This is a genomic window from Mesorhizobium sp. B2-4-6 (genome assembly GCF_006442775.1).
Lineage (GTDB): Bacteria > Pseudomonadota > Alphaproteobacteria > Rhizobiales > Rhizobiaceae > Mesorhizobium.
Genome location: NZ_VFVI01000012.1, coordinates 54,762 through 72,433 on the forward strand (window position 1 = coordinate 54,762; position 17,672 = coordinate 72,433).

13 protein-coding genes are annotated in these 17,672 nt (G+C 64.0%); 8 read left to right on the forward strand and 5 right to left on the reverse strand.

Translation table 11 applies throughout. The annotated features are described in order from the left end of the window. Positions 1-12: 12 nt before the first annotated feature. Positions 13-945 (reverse strand): YbhN family protein, encoded by a 933-nt coding sequence (locus tag FJ957_RS24965; RefSeq protein WP_140835473.1) that lies wholly within the window; start codon positions 943-945, stop codon positions 13-15. A 265-nt stretch (positions 946-1,210) separates the two neighbouring features. Between FJ957_RS24965 and FJ957_RS24970 the strand changes: the two genes are divergently transcribed. Together FJ957_RS24970 and FJ957_RS24980 are read left to right on the forward strand one after the other, a co-directional pair. Next, positions 1,211-2,584 (forward strand): Ppx/GppA phosphatase family protein, encoded by a 1,374-nt coding sequence (locus FJ957_RS24970; RefSeq protein ID WP_140835474.1) that lies wholly within the window; start codon positions 1,211-1,213, stop codon positions 2,582-2,584. Between the two features lie 337 nt (positions 2,585-2,921). Continuing rightward, positions 2,922-3,617 (forward strand): RlmE family RNA methyltransferase, encoded by a 696-nt coding sequence (locus FJ957_RS24980; protein ID WP_140835475.1) that lies wholly within the window; start codon positions 2,922-2,924, stop codon positions 3,615-3,617. A gap of 43 nt (positions 3,618-3,660) precedes the next feature. On the opposite strand, the gene FJ957_RS24985 is transcribed toward FJ957_RS24980, so the two are convergent. Beyond that, positions 3,661-5,082 (reverse strand): MFS transporter, encoded by a 1,422-nt coding sequence (locus tag FJ957_RS24985; protein ID WP_140835476.1) that lies wholly within the window; start codon positions 5,080-5,082, stop codon positions 3,661-3,663. 476 nt (positions 5,083-5,558) lie between these two features. Here FJ957_RS24985 and guaB point away from each other — a divergent pair, with 476 nt between their 5' ends. Genes guaB through FJ957_RS25005 form a run of 3 tightly spaced genes read left to right on the forward strand, consistent with a single transcriptional unit; the run spans position 5,559 to position 8,092 of the window. Beyond that, positions 5,559-7,061, forward strand: coding sequence for an IMP dehydrogenase (gene guaB / locus FJ957_RS24995; protein WP_140835477.1), 1,503 nt, complete (start codon positions 5,559-5,561; stop codon positions 7,059-7,061). Between the two features lie 43 nt (positions 7,062-7,104). Beyond that, positions 7,105-7,653 (forward strand): hypothetical protein, encoded by a 549-nt coding sequence (locus FJ957_RS25000; protein WP_246674232.1) that lies wholly within the window; start codon positions 7,105-7,107, stop codon positions 7,651-7,653. Between the two features lie 19 nt (positions 7,654-7,672). After that, the gene (locus tag FJ957_RS25005; protein WP_140707423.1) at positions 7,673-8,092 is read left to right on the forward strand and encodes an MAPEG family protein; all 420 of its coding nucleotides are present in this window, start codon (positions 7,673-7,675) and stop codon (positions 8,090-8,092) included. 95 nt (positions 8,093-8,187) lie between these two features. On the opposite strand, the gene rnd is transcribed toward FJ957_RS25005, so the two are convergent. Next, a complete protein-coding gene (gene rnd / locus FJ957_RS25010; RefSeq protein WP_140835478.1) occupies positions 8,188-9,339 on the reverse strand; it encodes a ribonuclease D in 1,152 nt (383 codons plus the stop codon). A 128-nt stretch (positions 9,340-9,467) separates the two neighbouring features. Continuing rightward, positions 9,468-10,676: an MFS transporter gene (locus FJ957_RS25015; RefSeq protein WP_140835479.1), complete on the reverse strand. Its 1,209-nt coding sequence runs from the start codon at positions 10,674-10,676 to the stop codon at positions 9,468-9,470. 117 nt (positions 10,677-10,793) lie between these two features. On the opposite strand from FJ957_RS25015, the gene FJ957_RS25020 reads away from it, so the two are divergent. After that, positions 10,794-11,552: a DeoR/GlpR family DNA-binding transcription regulator gene (locus tag FJ957_RS25020; RefSeq protein WP_140835480.1), complete on the forward strand. Its 759-nt coding sequence runs from the start codon at positions 10,794-10,796 to the stop codon at positions 11,550-11,552. Between the two features lie 120 nt (positions 11,553-11,672). Beyond that, complete coding sequence (gene aspS / locus FJ957_RS25025) at positions 11,673-13,460, forward strand: aspartate--tRNA ligase (RefSeq protein ID WP_181180707.1); 1,788 nt, start codon at positions 11,673-11,675, stop codon at positions 13,458-13,460. Positions 13,461-13,694: 234 nt separating this feature from the next. On the opposite strand, the gene FJ957_RS25030 is transcribed toward aspS, so the two are convergent. Next, positions 13,695-14,885: a hypothetical protein gene (locus FJ957_RS25030; protein ID WP_140835482.1), complete on the reverse strand. Its 1,191-nt coding sequence runs from the start codon at positions 14,883-14,885 to the stop codon at positions 13,695-13,697. Positions 14,886-15,299: 414 nt separating this feature from the next. Between FJ957_RS25030 and parC the strand changes: the two genes are divergently transcribed. Beyond that, a complete protein-coding gene (gene parC / locus FJ957_RS25035; protein WP_140835483.1) occupies positions 15,300-17,555 on the forward strand; it encodes a DNA topoisomerase IV subunit A in 2,256 nt (751 codons plus the stop codon). The last annotated feature ends 117 nt before the right edge of the window (positions 17,556-17,672 follow it).

Below are 17,672 nucleotides of genomic sequence, written 5' to 3' on the forward strand. Positions count from 1 at the left end.
ACGCCGAAGGCTTCAGTTCTCCTCGCGGCTGTATTGCGAATGTTCGAAATAAAGCACCACGCCAAGGCCGATCAGCAGCGGAATGATGAGATAGAACAGGCGGAACACCAGAAGGGCGGCGAGCACGCCGACCGGATCCATGTCCGAAAGACCGGTGAGGAAGACGACCTCGAACACGCCGAGCGCGCCAGGCGCGTGCGACAACAGCCCGATCGAGAACGACACCATGAACACGCCGAGCACCACGAAATAGCCGGGATTGCCAACCTCGGGCAGGGCAAAATAGATGATCGCGGCGGCCCCCAGCAGTTCGATCGGCCCGATCAGCAATTGCCGCGCCACGATCGGCAGCGCCGGATAGTGCAGCTGGAAGCTGCCTATCTTCAGCGGTCTGAGCCGCAACCAACTGCCGAAGGCGTAGGCGCCGACAAGGATGAGCATGGCGAGCCCGGCGGCGAAGGCCGCGCCGTGATGCGGCGCGCCCGTGAAACGATCGATGATCTGGGGTTCCAGCAACAGCACGAGGCCGCCGAGGAGAACGCTGGACAGGATGAAGGTGAACCAGCAGATCGCCACCAGCACGCCGACCTCCTGGCCGGTCAGCCCTCTCGTGGCGTAGGCGCGGTAGCGGATGACCGCGCCGGAAAACACCGAGCCGCCGATATTGTGCGACACCGCGTAGGTGGTGAAGGAGCACAGCGTCACGAACAGCCACGACACCTTCTTGCCGATATGCAGCAGCGCGATGTGGTCGTAGCCGGCGAGCGCGGCGTAGGCGACGATTGAGCTCAGCGCCGCGAGCAGCCAGCCGCGCGCCGGGATGGTGGAGATGCCGGTCCAGACATCGTTGAGCGAAATGCCGCGCAGTTCGTGAATGAGCAGCCACAGCGAGAATGCGACGGCCGCGATGCCTATGACCGGCCAGAAATAGCGCCTCCAATTCATGGCGTCGTCATCATGCGTTGCAGCTCATTGATTGATGTGCCCAAAACCCTTTCGAACCCTCATTTGAGACATGCCTGATTGAAGCCGGCTATTCAACCGGCAAGACATTGCCCCAACGTGACGTCGGCAAAATGCGACGTCAGCGAAATTCGGCCATGCGCTCTTGGTGATTGCGAACGGCGCTGCTACTCTGCCCTCAACTTGAAACAAATCGAGGTGCCTGCTGCGTCCGTTCCCGGTTCGCGCGGCGCCGGAAGGAACTGAAGTGGAAGACCACGATACCGGCGCGGGCGCGTCGGCAGTGGGCATGTCCGGGGCATCGCCGGCGCAGTCGGCGGACCAACATACGGCGCGATTCAGCCGCCACGCGGGTGCGCACCAAAGACATGCCGACCCCAGACATGCCAACCAGAGGCAGACTGGCGCAAGTCAGGCCGACCAGCAGGGCAATCAGCCGAAAGGCAAGACGCGCAAGCGCCGCAAGCGCAAGCGCGGCCGCAAGGTGTTCGCGCGCGACGAGAACGGGGCCGTGCCGCATGCCGCGCCTGCCAGCACGGCGGCAAACCAACCTCGGACCGTCCTGCCACAGGTTGAGCCAAGGCCTCATCTCCAGGCCCCGCCGCGTCCGCCGCAGCAGGAATTGCCGGTTTTCGCCGCGCTCGACCTCGGCACCAACAATTGCCGGCTGCTGGTCGCGGTGCCTGGCCGTCACGGGCAGTTCCGCGTCATCGACGCTTTCTCGCGCATCGTCAGGCTGGGCGAAGGGCTGACGGCCAGCGGCCGGCTAAGCCATGCCGCGATGGACCGCGCCGTCGAGGCGCTGAAGGTCTGCGGCGAGAAACTGCGCAACCGCAAGATCAGGAAAGCCAGGCTGATCGCCACCGAAGCCTGCCGTTCGGCCGCCAACGGCGTCGAATTCCTGGACCGGGTCGAGCGCGAGGCCGGGCTGAAGCTCGAAATCATCGACCGCCAGACCGAAGCCCGCCTTGCCGTTTCCGGTTGCGGCTCGCTGGTCGAGCGCGACACGCAGGGCGTGGTGCTGTTCGACATTGGCGGCGGCTCGTCCGAAATCGCCCTGATCGACCTGACCGGGCGGCGCTCTCCGCGGCTCGCCAATCACATCGTGTCGTGGACCTCGCTGCCGGTCGGCGTGGTGTCGCTCGCCGAGCGCTTCGGCGGACGCACGGTGACGCGCGAGACCTTCGCCGCCATGGTCGACGACGTGGCGGTGCGGCTGAAGGTCTTCGATGGTCGCGACCGGCTCGCGCATGTACTGGCCAGCCCCAACTTCCATCTGCTCGGCACCTCCGGCACGGTGACGACGCTGGCCGGCGTGCATCTCGATCTCGAGCGCTACGACCGCCGCCGTGTCGATGGCCTCTGGATGGATCGCGACAGCGTCGATCGTATGATCGAGCGGCTGATCGGCTGGGATTTCCAGCAGCGCTGCGCCAATCCCTGCATCGGCGCCGACCGCGCCGACCTGGTGCTCGCCGGCTGCGCCATACTGGAAGCGATCCGCGGTGTTTGGCCGTCCGAGCGGCTGCGCGTCGCCGACCGCGGCCTGCGCGAGGGAATCCTGAGTGAACTGATGGCCGATGACGGCGTCTGGCGTGGCGATGGTGGGCGCCGGGCATGATCCCAAAAGGTGGCCGCGTTGTTTTGATGAGCAGTCGATCCCCACTCCGTCGGGCTTCGCTCGACACCTCTCCCCCGATCGACGGGGAAGAGGAAAGGCGCGAGGTCGCCAGCCTTGGCTCCCTTCTTCTCCCTCCGGAGGGAGAAGAGGTGGCGCCGCGAAGCGGCGATGGAGTGGGGGAAGCCCTCCGTGAAACGCGAAGCCGTCGCAAAACCGGCACGATGAAGCGAGCGAGAAAAAGCGGACCAGAAATCCAGATGCCGAATTTCAGGACCGGACCGGCGAAAAGTGGCGATCGGTTTTCGCGCAGGATCATGCTCGGGCAAGAAATCAGGCAATGACCAAGAAACCCGAAAAGCCAGGATCTGCCGGCATTCGCGTCCTCAAGACCAGGATCAAGAAGAAGAGCGGCTTGAAGGAGTCTTCGCGCCGCTGGCTTGAGCGCCACATGAACGACCCTTATGTGCAGCGCTCCAAGGCCGATGGCTACCGCTCGCGCGCCGCCTACAAGCTGATCGAGATCGACGACAAGCATCATCTGCTGAAGCCCGGCATGAAGGTCATCGACCTCGGCGCGGCCCCCGGCGGGTGGTGCCAGGTAGCGGCCGCGCGGACGAAGTCAAGGGCGGAAAATCCGCATGTCGTCGGCATCGACTATCTCGAAATGGACGCGGTTCCGGGAGCCGTCATCCTGCAGATGGATTTTCTCGATCCGGACGCGCCGCAAAAACTGGCCGAGGCGCTGGGCGGCCAGCCGGATGTGGTGCTGTCCGATATGGCGGCACCTACGACCGGGCACCGCCGCACCGATCATCTGCGAACCATGCATCTGTGCGAAGTCGCGGCCGATTTCGCCCTGCACGTCCTCAAGCCCGGTGGGCATTTCCTCGCAAAGACCTTTCAGGGTGGCGCCGAGAACGAGCTTTTGTCGCTGCTGAAGCAGAATTTCCGCTCCGTCCATCACGTCAAGCCGCCGGCCTCGCGGGACGAATCGGTGGAGCTTTATTTGCTGGCGAAGGAGTTTAAGGGGTAGCGCCGACGCTTCCTTCTCCCGCAAGGGGAGAAGGAAGGAGCGCCTACTTCCCCGCTGTCCCCACCGTTTCCAGCGTCTTCGGCGTGGTCAGGCGGCCATGGCCCGAGACGGCGTTGCCGGCGTCCGGCGCCAGCCGCATGAAGGTGATCGATGCCGCTGCCGAAACGGCCGCCACGATGAAGAAGGCGATGTGGAAGTCGTTCAGGGTCAGCGGCCCGCCATGGATGGACGTCGATACTTCGAGGATGCCGCCGGCCAGCGCAACGCCGAGCGCGATCGACAATTGCTGGAAAACCGCCGTGATCGGCGTCGCCTTGCTGGTGTCGGCGGGCGTGATCTCCGCATAGGAGAGCGCATTGACGCCGGTGAAGAACATCGAGCGGATGAAGCCGCCGACCAGAAGTATCGCCAGCATCAGCGCATAAGGCGTCTGCGGCGTGAACAAGCCGTAGATCGCGATCGAGGCGGCCGCGACAAGCGAGCCCCAGATCAGCACCCGACGGAAGCCGGCGAGGCGGAAAAGCAGTGCCGTGACGAACTTCATGCCGATGGCGCCGATCGCCGAGACGAAAGTGATCATGCCCGACTGGAAGGGCGTGAGCCCGAAGCCGATCTGGAACATCAGCGGCAAAAGGAACGGCACCGCGCCGATGCCGATGCGAAACAGCGAGCCGCCGAGCACGGAGGATCGGAACACCTGGTTGCGGAACAGCTCCAGCGCCAAGAGCGGGTTCCTGGCGCGCCGGGCATGGAGGAGATAGAGCACGCCCGAGACCACGCCGACGGCGACGGTGATGAAGCCCGCCATCGGCGGCAGCGCCGGCAGGCTGACGACGGAAAGGCCGAACACGACGCCGGAAGCGGCAAGCCCCGAGAGCACGAAGCCGGGGAAATCGAGCGGCGGCGTCTGGGCAGGCTCCGTTTCTGGCAGATAGCGCGTGGCGAGCCACATGCCGATCAGGCCGATCGGCACATTGATGAGAAAGATCCAGTGCCAGGTGAAATAGGTGGTGATGAAACCGCCGATCGGTGGGCCGACCAGCGGGCCGACCAGCGCCGGCACGGTCAGCCAGGACATTGCCGAGACGAGCTCGTTCTTCGGCGTGGCGCGCACCAGCACCAGCCGCCCGACCGGCGTCATCATCGCGCCGCCCATGCCCTGCAGGAAGCGCGACACAACGAAAGCCGGCAGCGAATTGGCAAACGCGCAGGCGACCGAGCCGGCGATGAAGACGCCGATCGCGGCGCGAAACACGTTCTTGGCGCCGAACCGGTCCGCCATCCAGCCGCTGATCGGAATGAAGATCGCCAGCGACACCAGATAGGCGGTCAGCGCCAGCTTCAGCGCGATCGGGCTGGTGTGGATGTCGACGGCGATCGCCGGCAGCGACGTCGCGATCACGGTCGAATCCATGTTCTCCATGAAAAGTGCGACCGCCAGGATGAGCGGGATGATGCGGTTCAAGGGAAACGCCCTGATTTGTCTTCGCTATTCTAGGCCCGGCTTGGGGGCGAACCGGTGCGACCGGGCGGTTATCACGCCTCGGTCCGGATGTCGCATTAAATTGCTGTCACTTTTGCGGGAGCGCAACCACGTGGAGCCAGTGAAGGACAGAGCTATGTCGCGGTCAGCAATGAGCCGCCTGTGGCGCGGATCGTTCCCGCCGATACGCAGGAACTATTGCCCCACTCGCGCGCAGCGTCGTTGTCGCGGCTTGACCAACAGCCGGTCGTCGCGGTCGAAAACTGGACACGCGACGATACTTACGAACGCTAGCGATGACGGCTTTGGCTCGAAACGGGTGCCGTCACCTCGCGCAACGATCGGCTTTTCAACCGCGACAGGACGTGTTACCAGCCAGCGCCAATCCTGAAAGGGAAGATGAGAGTCGGCGCTGGCCAATCGGCCCAGCGCCTTTTCCGCATTCAAAAGGACTGGCCATGGCAAAAATCATCGAAACGTCCACTGGCGCGCTGGCGCTGACCTTCGACGACGTGCTCTTGCAGCCCGGCCATTCCGAAGTCATGCCGGGCGAGACCGACATCCGCACCCGCATTGCCGGCGACATCGATCTCAACGTGCCGATCCTGTCGGCGGCGATGGACACGGTCACCGAGGCGCGGCTGGCGATCGCCATGGCGCAGGCGGGCGGCATCGGCGTCATCCACCGCAATTTCTCGCCGGCCGAGCAGGCCGAGCAGGTCAGGCAGGTGAAGAAATTCGAGTCCGGCATGGTGGTGAACCCGGTCACCATCGGCCCCGACGCCACGCTGGCCGACGCGCTGGCGCTGATGCGCACTTATTCGATTTCGGGCATTCCAGTGGTCGAGAATGGCGGCACCGGCGGCCACACGGTCGGCCGGCTCGTCGGCATCCTCACCAACCGCGACGTGCGCTTCGCTTCCGATCCGGCGCAGAAGGTCTACGAGCTGATGACGCGTGAGAACCTGATCACGGTCAAGGAGAATGTCGACCAGGACGAAGCCAAGCGTCTCCTCCACAAACACCGCATCGAGAAGCTGGTGGTGGTCGACAGGAATGGCAATTGCGTCGGCCTGATCACCGTCAAGGACATCGAGAAGTCGCAGCTCAACCCGCACGCCACCAAGGATGCGCAAGGCCGCCTGCGCGCCGCCGCCGCCACCAGCGTTGGCGATGACGGCTTCGAGCGCGCCGAGCGCCTGATCGACGCCGGCGTCGACCTTTTGGTCATCGACACCGCGCATGGCCACTCGCAGCGCGTGCTGGATGCGGTGACGCGGGCGAAGAAACTGTCGAACTCGGTACGCATCCTGGCCGGCAATGTCGCCACCGCCGATGGCACGCTGGCGCTGATCGATGCCGGCGCCGACGCCGTCAAGGTCGGCATCGGCCCGGGTTCGATCTGCACGACCAGAATCGTCGCCGGTGTCGGCGTCCCGCAGCTGTCGGCGATCATGTCGGCGGTCGAGACGGCCAGCAAGGCCGGCGTGAGCGTCATTGCCGATGGCGGCATCAAATATTCGGGCGATCTCGCCAAGGCGCTCGCCGCGGGGGCAAGCGCCGCCATGATCGGTTCGCTGCTTGCCGGCACCGACGAGAGCCCAGGCGAGGTCTATCTGCACCAGGGCCGTTCCTTCAAGGCGTATCGCGGCATGGGTTCGGTCGGCGCCATGGCGCGCGGCTCGGCCGATCGCTACTTCCAGGCCGAGGTCCGCGACACCCTCAAACTGGTTCCGGAGGGCATTGAAGGGCAGGTTCCCTACAAAGGACCTGTGGCTGGCGTGCTGCACCAGCTTGCAGGCGGCTTGAAAGCCGCTATGGGTTATGTGGGTGGACGTGACCTTGCAGATTTCCGCGAGCGCGCCACTTTTGTGCGCATATCCAATGCCGGACTTCGTGAAAGCCACGCCCATGACGTCACGATCACCCGCGAAAGCCCCAATTACCCGGGCGGACTTTGATCGAGAGGCCAATCGGCCCGACCGCCAGAGGCTGTGGCGTGGCTTGAGCGTGGCGGTGCTGCGGCTGTCGCGGCACGCGGCGGCGCTGTCCATAGCCTCGATCGCGCTTTTCCTCGTCATGACGGCGCTGGAGTTTCTCTATTTCCAGCGCTTGAGTGGCGGCTTGGCCGCGCTCGACATACGTGTCGCCGGCTTCACGCCCGACGAAGGCATGGCGTGGCTCACAGCACTCGGCCGTCGCGGCGGCGAGATCATCATCGTCTGGCACTATTTGACCTTCGACCTTTTGTTCCCGGCGCTGCTGTCGCTGACGCTGGTCAGCCTCATCCTTGCCTTCGGGCGGCGGCTCAGCACCTTCCGCGCCATGCCGGCGCAGTTGCAGGCCCTGTTCGCGCTCGTGCTGGTGCTGCCCTATACGGTCGCCGACTATGCTCAGAATTTTGCCCTGGCGCGGCTGCTCTCCGATTTCCAGCTGGCCAACCCCGATTCGCTGGCCTTCGCCTCTTCGCTGACCGTCACCAAATTCGCGCTGCTGGCCATTCCATTCTTTGTCGTCGCATTCTTCGCGCTGGCCGGGCAGCGGCGGCGCTGACGGGGGAGAGGGCGGACAAATGCACCAGACTGCCATCTTCTGGCCGATGCTGGCGCATGTGCTCCTGGTCTACATCGTCTATCTGGTGATGTTGAAGCGGCGCTATCTCGCCGTGAAGTCCGGTGAAGCGAAGGTCGGCCAGTACAAGGTCCGCTCCACCGAGCCGGCCTCGAGCGTCACAGTCGCCAACAACCTGATCAACCAGTTCGAGCTGCCGGTTCTCTTCCACGTGCTTTGCCTGGCGTTATTCGTCACCAACGGCGTGAACTACCTGACGCTGGCGTTGATGTGGCTCTTCATAGTCACGCGCTATGTGCACGCCTGGGTGCATCTCGACAGAAACTATGTGCTGCACCGCAGCCGCGCCTTCTTCCTTGGCGCGGGTATACTTCTTATCGCGTGGTTCTGGTTCGCGCTGCACCTGCTCGCGGTGGTGTGACGCTAGACCGTTTCACGAAAACGGTGAAACGGGTCTATCTCTTGTTCTTACGCAATTCCGGGCGGAAAACCGCTCACACTTTTCTTGGAATTGCTCTAAAGGTCGAACACCGCGATCCTGCGTTTGTCGAACTTGATGCCGATCTCGCCGCGCACCAGCCTCAGCGCCTGCTCGCCGAAAACGGCGCGCCGCCAGCCCTGCAGCGCCGCCACGTCGGCTTCGTCGCCCTCGGCGGCTATGCGGTCGATATCGTCGCTGGAGGCAAGCACCTTGGTGGCGACGCCTTCCTTCTCCGCGACGATCCTGAGCAACACCTTGAGCAGCTCCGACGCCGCGCTCGATCCTTCCGGCGGCTGGACGCTTTTCGGCAGTTTCGGCATCGCATCCTTGGGCAGGGCAAGGGCGGTATTGACCGCGCCAAGCAGCGCGGTTGCCGTCGCGGAGCGCTCCCAGCCTTTCGGCGTGGTGCGCAGCTTGCCGAGCGCTGCCGCGTCGCGCGGCGCCTGCTGCGCGATCTCGTAGATCGCATCATCCTTGAGCACGCGGCCGCGCGGCACGTCGCGCTCGCGCGCCTCGCGCTCGCGCCAGGCGGCCACCGCCTGCACGATCGCCAGTTCCTGCGGCTTGCGCAGCCGCATCTTCAGCCGCTTCCAGGCATCCTCGGGATGCGGATCGTAGGTCTCGCGCGAGGTGAGGACATCCATCTCCTCGTTCAGCCAATGTGCGCGGTCCTCGCGCTTCAGCTCGGCGCTGAGATGCTGGTAGACCTCGATCAGATGGGTGACGTCGGCGAGCGCGTATTCGAGCTGCTTGTCGGAGAGCGGCCGGTGCCGCCAGTCGGTGAAGCGCGAGGACTTGTCGAGCCGGGCTCCGGTGACCTTCTGGACGAGCTGGTCATAGGAAACGCTGTCGCCGAAGCCGCAGACCATCGCCGCGACCTGCGTGTCGAACACCGGATGCGGCACCAGATCGCCGAGATGGACGATGATTTCGATGTCCTGCCGCGCCGCGTGGAAAACCTTGAGCACCGCTTCGTTGGCCATGAGCCGGAAAAACGGTTTCAGGTCGATGCCGGGCGACAACGGATCGATAAGCGCCTCAATCCCAGGCGCGGCGATCTGGATCAGGCAGAGGATAGGCCAGAAGGTCGTCTCGCGGATGAATTCGGTATCGACGGTAACGAATTCCGACTTTTCGAACGCCGCGACAACGCTCTCGAGTTCTTCCTGTGTGGTGATGACCTGCATCAAATCGCTTTTGGCACAATATTAGGCCTCTTTCAATTTCAGCCGCGCGCGCTTTCGTCAAGCGCCGCGACGTCGTCACGCACCGCTAGTTCGCGCGATGGCGATATGCGATGGCCCGGCGTGGCGGTTCAGGCCTCGCCGGCCTGCGCCTCCACTCTTTGCCTTGCAATATCCGCGGCTTCGGCCGGTGGTCGCCGCCCGAGCGCGCCCGCTGCCGCCAGGCTGAGCACGATGAACGGTATGCCGATGCCATAGGCCGAGCGGATGCCCCAGTGGTCCGAGACGAAGCCGAGCAGCGGCGGGCCGAGCAGGAAGGCGACGAAGGAGATCTGCGACAATGCGGCAACGTTGATCGCGGCGGAGCGGTCCGTCATCTGCGCGGCCGCCGAAATCGCCAGCGGAAAGATCGCGCTGCAGCCGATGCCCATGAGCGCGAAGCCCAGCATCGAGACGAAGGGCAGGGGCGAGAAGAAGACAATGAACACGCCGGCAGCCATCGTTGCCAACAACACGCGCGCCACGCTGCTCGGCGAGTGGCGGTCGACGACGCTGTCGGCGAAGAAGCGTGTCGTCGCCTGCGAGAAGGCGAACAGCGCCACGGTGATCCCGGCAATGAAGGGCCCTGAGTCGAACACGGTGCGCATATAGATCGCCGACCAGTCCATGCTGGCGCCTTCCATCAGCATTGCCGACAGCGTCACCGCGACGAGGATGAGGATCGGCAGTGTCGGCCGGGCGAACATCGGCGCTTTGTCGCCGGACGTGACGAAGCGGGCGGGTGCCGGTTGGAAGCCGCCGAGGAACAGCGCCACCGCAACCGCCACCATCGGCATCACCAGCGCCAGATGCAGTTGCGGCGACAGGCCGAGATGCGCCAGCGCGCCGCCGAACAGTCCGGCGCCGAAGAAGCCGATGCTCCAGAACGAATGCGCCCTGTTCATGATGCGGCGCTGGAGCAGGAACTCCGTCCTGTCGGCCTCGACATTCAAAATGATCTCGATGCTGCCGATCATCAGTCCGACCGGAAGCAGCATCAGGAACAACGCGGTCGGGCCAGGCGCATGCACCGCGACGGCATAGGCGAGCGCCAGCAGCGGCACCAGCCACAGCAGCGCGCGGCGAAAGCCCACGCGCTCCAGGATCGGCGTCGCCAGCGTCAGCGCGATCAGCGTGCCGATTGGCGTTCCGATCAGGGCGAGTCCCAGCGTGCCGTCCTCGATCTGCATGGCATGCTTGATATCGGGCAGGCGCGGGAAGATGTTGCCCATGGCGAAGGAGTAGATCGCGAAGCCGGCATAGACGCGGTGCTGCGGAGCGAGTTTCAGGCCAAGGGTCATCACGGCAATCCAACAAGGAGATTTTAGCGCGGGCGTCTTGGGGGGCCGCCGGCGACTCCGTTTCTTGCATAAACAGGCAAAACATGCAATAACGTGCACAAATAAATGGGATCGTGCATGCTCACCGAAGAACGCCACCAACTCATTCGCGACCGGCTTGCGGCGGACGGAAAGGTGCTGGCGGGAGAGCTCGCCAGCCGTTTCGGCGTGTCGGAAGACACGGTGCGCCGCGATCTCAGGGAATTGGCGAAGGCCGGGCAGTTGCGCCGCGTCTATGGCGGCGCGGTCGCCTCTGCGCCCTTTGCCGCCGCGACGCTCAGCCAGCGCAGCCGTCATGCGGTCGAGGAAAAAACGCGGCTCGCCAGGGCGGCCGTTGGCCTGTTGAGCGCGGGGCAGTCGCTGTTCATCGACGGCGGCACGACCAATGAGGCTATCGCCAGGGCGCTTCCGCGCGATATCCAACTGACCGTCGCCACCAATTCGCTGGGCGTCGCCTCGGCTCTGGCGGACCTTCCCCTGGTCAAGCTGATCATGCTCGGCGGCCGCTATGTGCCGGATCTCGGGACTTGCGTCGGCGCCGATACGCTCGCCGCCGTGGCGCAACTCGGCGCCGATCTGTTCTTTCTGGGCTCCTGCGGGCTGGATGTCGCGCGCGGCGTCACCGCCTTCGATTCGGCCGAAGCCGAGGTGAAGCGCGCCATGGCGAAAAACAGCGCTGGTGTCGTCATTGCCGTCACCAACGACAAGCTTGCCACCGCCGCGCCCTATCGCGTGACGGGGGCGGATGCGATCCGCCATCTCGTGGTGGAAAAGAGCGCGCCTCCCGCCACCCTCGCCGCTTTCCAAAGCCAGGGTGTCCAGGTCCACTTTGCTTGAACGTCCGCGGCAGTGCGCCTGTGTGACCGCTTGCCTTGACAAAGCCGGCCTCTCATGCGCTTTTCGCGCCAATTTTCGAGCCGGGCCGATGCCCGCAATTTCCGGACTTTACCCATGACCATGCATCGTTACCGCAGCCACACCTGTGCCCAGCTGAGAAAGAGCGACGTCGGCAATTCCGTCCGCCTGTCGGGCTGGGTGCATCGCGTGCGCGACCATGGCGGCCTGCTTTTCATCGACCTGCGCGACCATTACGGCCTGACCCAGATCGTCGCCGATCCGGATTCGCCGGCCTTCAAGGTGGCCGAGACACTGCGCGGCGAATGGGTGATCCGCGTCGACGGTGAGGTCAAGGCGCGCCTGCCGGAGACCGTCAATCCGAACCTGCCGACCGGCGAGATCGAGATTTTTGCGCGCGAGATCGAAGTGCTGTCGGCCGCCAAGGAGCTGCCGCTGCCGGTGTTCGGCGAACCTGAATATCCCGAAGACATCCGCCTGAAATACCGCTTCCTCGACCTGCGTCGCGAGACGCTGCACCGGAATATCGTGGCGCGCACCAAGATCATCGCCGAGATGCGCAAGCGCATGGGTGAGGTGGGTTTCACCGAGTTCTCGACGCCGATCCTCACCGCCTCGTCGCCGGAAGGGGCGCGCGACTTCCTGGTGCCGTCGCGCATCCATCCCGGCACCTTCTACGCGCTGCCGCAGGCGCCGCAGCAGTATAAGCAGCTGATCATGGTCTCCGGCTTCGACCGCTATTTCCAGATCGCGCCCTGCTTCCGCGACGAGGATCCGCGCGCCGACCGCCTGCCGGGCGAGTTCTACCAGCTCGACCTCGAAATGAGCTTCGTCGAGCAGGACGACGTGCTCAGCACGATGGAGCCTGTCCTCCGCGCGGTCTTCGAGACGTTCGCCGCCGGCAAGCCGGTGACGCAGAAATTCCGCCGCATTGCCTATGACGAGGCAATGCGCACCTATGGCACCGACAAGCCGGACCTGCGCAATCCGATCGAGATGCAGGCCGTCTCGGATCATTTTCGCGACTCCGGCTTCAAGGTGTTCGCCAACATCCTCGCCAACGATCCGAAGGCCGAGGTGTGGGCCATTCCGGCCAAGACCGGCGGCAGCCGCGCCTTCTGCGACCGCATGAATTCCTGGGCGCAGGGCGAGGGCCAGCCGGGGCTCGGCTACATCTTCTGGCGCAAGGAAGGTGAAAAACTCGAAGGCGCCGGCCCGATCGCCAAGAACATCGGCGAAGAGCGCACCGAGGCGATCCGCCAGCAGCTCGGCCTCGCCGATGGCGATGCCGCGTTCTTCGTCGCCGGCGACCCGAAGAAATTCGTCACCTTCGCGGGCGCCGCGCGCACCCGCGCCGGCGAGGAACTGAACCTCGTCGATCGCGAGCGCTTCGAGCTGTGCTGGATTATAGACTTCCCCTTCTATGAATGGGACGAAGAGGCGAAGGCGATCGATTTCGCCCATAACCCGTTCTCGATGCCGCAAGGAGGCATCGAAGCCCTGACGACCAAGGATCCGCTAGAAATCAAGGCGTTCCAATACGACATGGTCTGCAACGGCTTCGAGATCGCATCCGGTGGCATCCGCAACCATCTGCCCGAAACCATGGTTAAGGCTTTTGAGATTCGCGGTCTCGACCGCGCGACGGTGGAGGAGCGCTTCGGCGGCCTTTACCGCGCTTTCCAGTATGGCGCGCCGCCGCATGGCGGCATGGCGGCGGGCGTCGACCGCATCGTCATGCTGCTCGTGGGCGCCAAGAACCTCCGCGAAATCACCATGTTCCCGATGAACCAGCAGGCCTACGACCTGCTGATGAGCGCGCCTTCCGAAGCCACCCCGCAACAGCTGCGCGAGCTGTCGCTGCGCGTCGCGGTGACGAAGAAGGACTAAAGGCAGCCTAGCAACTGCCCTTTCTCCCCGTCACTATACGGGGAGAAATGTCCGGCAGGACAATGAGGGGCAGCGCGGATGCTGGCGATTTGCACGCGGTCGTAACAGCTGGGGCCTTCTGACAGGCAGTCGGTTCAGCACCGAATTACATATTCGCAAGCGTCGGCGCTGCCCTCATCCGCCTGCCGGCACCTTCTCCCCGTATGGAGACGGGGAGAAGGGAACTGACTTCGATCAGTCCTGGTTCGCCTTGACCTTGACGCCCAGCGTCTTCGGCAGGTCGAGCGGGTTGGACATGGCGCCGGCCATGATCAGCGCGAAGGGCACCGACGACGGCGGCTCGGCCGAGATTTCCAGGCTCTTCGGGTCGTCGAGGAAGGTGTTGACGGCAGCCGACACCTCGGCCGTCAGCTCGGGATTGTTGAGCTGCGCCATGCCGAACGGCACGATCGCCTTGGCCTGGTTCGCGACGTCCTTGGCCGACATGCCCTGCTGCTTGCCGACATAGTCGAGCACCTTGCCGGTGAGCGAATCGTCCTCGAAGCGCACCGAGGCGCCGTTGAAGGAAAGCTGCTGCATCAGGCCGAGCATGGCCATCCCTTGCGCGGAGTTGTCGGCGCCTTCCGGCTGGGCGGCGAGCTTCTTCTGCATCTCCTGCATCGACTTGATGAAGTCGACCGTGTAGCCGCCGAGGTTGAAGGTCATGCCGAGCGTGCCGGCATTCTCGACCGAGACGTCATATTTCGACAGCTCCATCTTGCCGTCGCTCGGCTGCCAGGTGCCGGCCATCGCGATGTTGCCCGAGATGTTCTGGTAGCCGAGCGCCTCGATGGCTTCCTTCGACTTCGGATCGTCGACCAGCGACAGGTCGGCGGTGAATTTTTCGGTGTTGGCGGTGAAGTCCATCGCCTTGCCGTCGGCCGGCGGGGTGATCTGGACGGCAAGCCCGTCCATCGCGAACGCCGTCTTGTCGCCGACCTTGACCGTCATGTTGGAGAGCTCCGCCGACTTGTACATCATCAGCGAGCCGAGCGGATCGGTGCCGCCTTCGGCGGGGACCTTCATGTCGTGGATGACCACCGGGCTGAGGTTGAGTGTCACGCCGTCCTTGCTGTGCTCGAAAGCCGAGGTCGAGACGGTGGCGATCTCATAGCCGCCATTGGCTTCGCTGACCCCTTCAAGCTTCACGTCGCCGATCGGCAGCGCTTCCTTCTCGGCCGCCGGCTTGATGGAAACGCCCTGCAGCACGGCGTTCGAATCGTCGCCGGAGACGCCGGTCCAGGAAATGTCGACGCCCTGGGCGGCAAGGGCTGCCTTGACGCGCTCGGCCACCGCCGGATCGGCGGCGAAGGCCGCGTTGAGCGGCAGCGTCAGCAGAAAGGTCGAAAAAGCCAGTTTCTTGAGCGTTGAGCGTTGGATTGTCATGGCGAGTTCCCTGTCCTGATTTGGCTATGATGAAATTGTTTTGAAACCTGCTCCATCACCATTCCGTGACGAACGGGACGGGAAAAAGGCATTTCCCGGCACATTTGTCGAAAATGGCGATGAAAGGCAAACGCCGGCCGGCAGCCATTGCTTGATGCGGTAAATTTGTCATGAAGGCCGCGGCCCCTTCCGCCAGCGTGTTGCATGCGAGATAGAGGCCGCGTGTAACGGATTGATGTTGGCCGGAGTCATGACGCCGCCGCGGCCTGTTGCAGGTCGGTGGCAAATTGCCGCCGCCGCCTTGGTGCTTCCGTGAAATCCTTCACACCGCCGGTGCGCGTCCACGGCCGCGACGAATCCGCCGATGTTCACGCGGCGCTTGCCGCGAATCACCCGCTCGGCTAGTCCAAATCCATGGGAAAGAGGCTTTTGCCGCCTGATGACAATGGCGGCGGCGACAAAATCGAACCGGTCGATCTGAAGGAAGCGCTCGAGCGGCGCTATCTCGCTTACGCGCTGTCGACCATCATGCACCGGGCGCTGCCGGATGTGCGCGACGGACTGAAGCCGGTCCATCGCCGCATCATGCACGCCATGCGGCTGCTCCGGCTCAACCCCGATCAGGGCTTTGCCAAATGCGCCCGCATCGTCGGCGACGTGATGGGCAAGTTCCATCCGCATGGCGACCAGTCGATCTACGACGCCCTGGTGCGCCTGGCGCAGGATTTCTCGATGCGCTACCCGCTGGTCGACGGGCAGGGCAATTTCGGCAATATCGACGGCGATAACGCCGCCGCCATGCGTTACACCGAAGCGCGCATGACAGAGGTGGCGAGCGAGCTGCTTGCCGGCATCACCGAGGACGCAGTCGATTTCCGGCCGACCTACAATGAAGAGGACGAGGAGCCGTCGGTTCTCCCGGGCGCCTTTCCGAACCTGCTTGCCAACGGCTCGTCGGGTATTGCCGTCGGCATGGCCACCTCGATCCCGCCGCATAACGCGGCCGAGCTTTGCGACGCAGCACTTCACCTGATCGAGCATCGGGACGCGCCGGTGGCGAAACTGATGGATTTCGTCCAGGGTCCGGATTTCCCGACCGGCGGCATCATCGTCGACAGCCGCGCCTCGATCCTCGAAGCCTATGAAACAGGCCGCGGCGGTTTTCGCGTGCGCTCGAAATGGAATCAGGAAGACCAGGGCAGGGGCACCTGGAGCATCGTCGTCACCGAAATCCCCTACGGCGTCCAGAAGGCCAGGCTGATCGAGAAGATCGCCGAGCTGTTGATGGCGCGCAAGCTGCCGCTGCTCGAAGACGTCCGCGACGAGAGTGCGGAAGACATCCGCGTCGTCCTTGTGCCGAAGAGTCGCACCGTGGATCCCGGCATCCTGATGGAATCGCTGTTCAAGCTCACCGAGCTCGAAAGCCGCTTCCCGCTCAACATGAACGTTTTGTCGCGCGGCAAGGTGCCGAACGTCCTGTCGCTGAAGGGCGTGCTGAAGGAGTGGCTCGACCATCGCCGCGAGGTTTTGATCCGCCGCTCGAAATACCGGCTCGGCGAGATCGAGAAGCGGCTGGAAATCCTCGCCGGCTATCTGATCGCCTATCTCAACATCGACGAGGTCATCAGGATCATCCGCGAGGAGGATGAGCCCAAGCAGGTGATGATGGCCCGCTGGTCGCTCACCGACAACCAGGCCGAAGCGATCCTCAACATGCGCCTGCGCGCGTTGCGCAAGCTCGAAGAGATCGAGATTCGCAAGGAATTCGACGGCCTCACCGCCGAGAAGAAGCAGATCGAGGCCCTGCTGGCTTCCGACGCCAAGCAATGGTCGACGATCAAGTGGGAAGTCACCAAGATCCGCGACACGTTCGGTCCGGAGACCGAACTCGGCAAGCGCCGCACCCAGTTCGCCGATGCGCCCGAGCATGACCTGACCGACATCGCGCACGCCATGATCGAGCGCGAGCCGGTCACCGTCGTTGTGTCGGAAAAGGGCTGGCTGCGCGCCATGAAGGGCCACCTGACCGACCATTCGCAGCTCGCCTTCAAGGAAGGCGACAGCCTGAAGCTCGCCTTCCATGCCCAGACCACGGACAAGATCCTGGTCTTCACCACCGGCGGCAAGTTCTACACCATCGGCGCCGACCGGCTGCCGGGCGGACGCGGCCATGGCGAGCCGATCCGCATCATCGTCGACATGGAGAACGATCAGGACATCGTCACCGCCTTTGTCCATGATCCCAAACGCAAGCTGCTGCTCGTCTCCTACGACGCCAACGGTTTCGTCGTTGCGGAGGAAGAGGTCGTCGCCAACACCCGCAAGGGCAAGCAAGTGATGAACGTCAAGGCGCCGGACGAGGCCAAGCGCTGCATCCCGGTGTCGGGCGACCATCTCGCCATTGTCGGCGAGAACCGCAAGATGCTGGTCTTCCCGCTGGCCGAAATCCCGGAAATGGCGCGCGGCAAGGGCGTGCGCCTGCAGAAATACAAGGATGGCGGCGTGCTGGACCTGAAGACCTTCACCCTCGAGACGGGGCTCTCCTGGCAGGATTCGGCCGATCGCACCTTCACCAAGTCGCGCGAGGAGCTTGCCGAGTGGATCGGAGCGCGTGCCGCCGCCGGCCGCATGGTGCCGAAGGGTTTCCCCAGGACGGGCAAGTTCGGGTGAAGTTAGCTGATCTCCCCCACGAGAGGGGAGATCAGTCAATCATTTGGACTATCGTCACGATTGCTGCACTATGATGGTGCATAAGCATCCATTGAATCATCGGCAGGGGAGAAACGC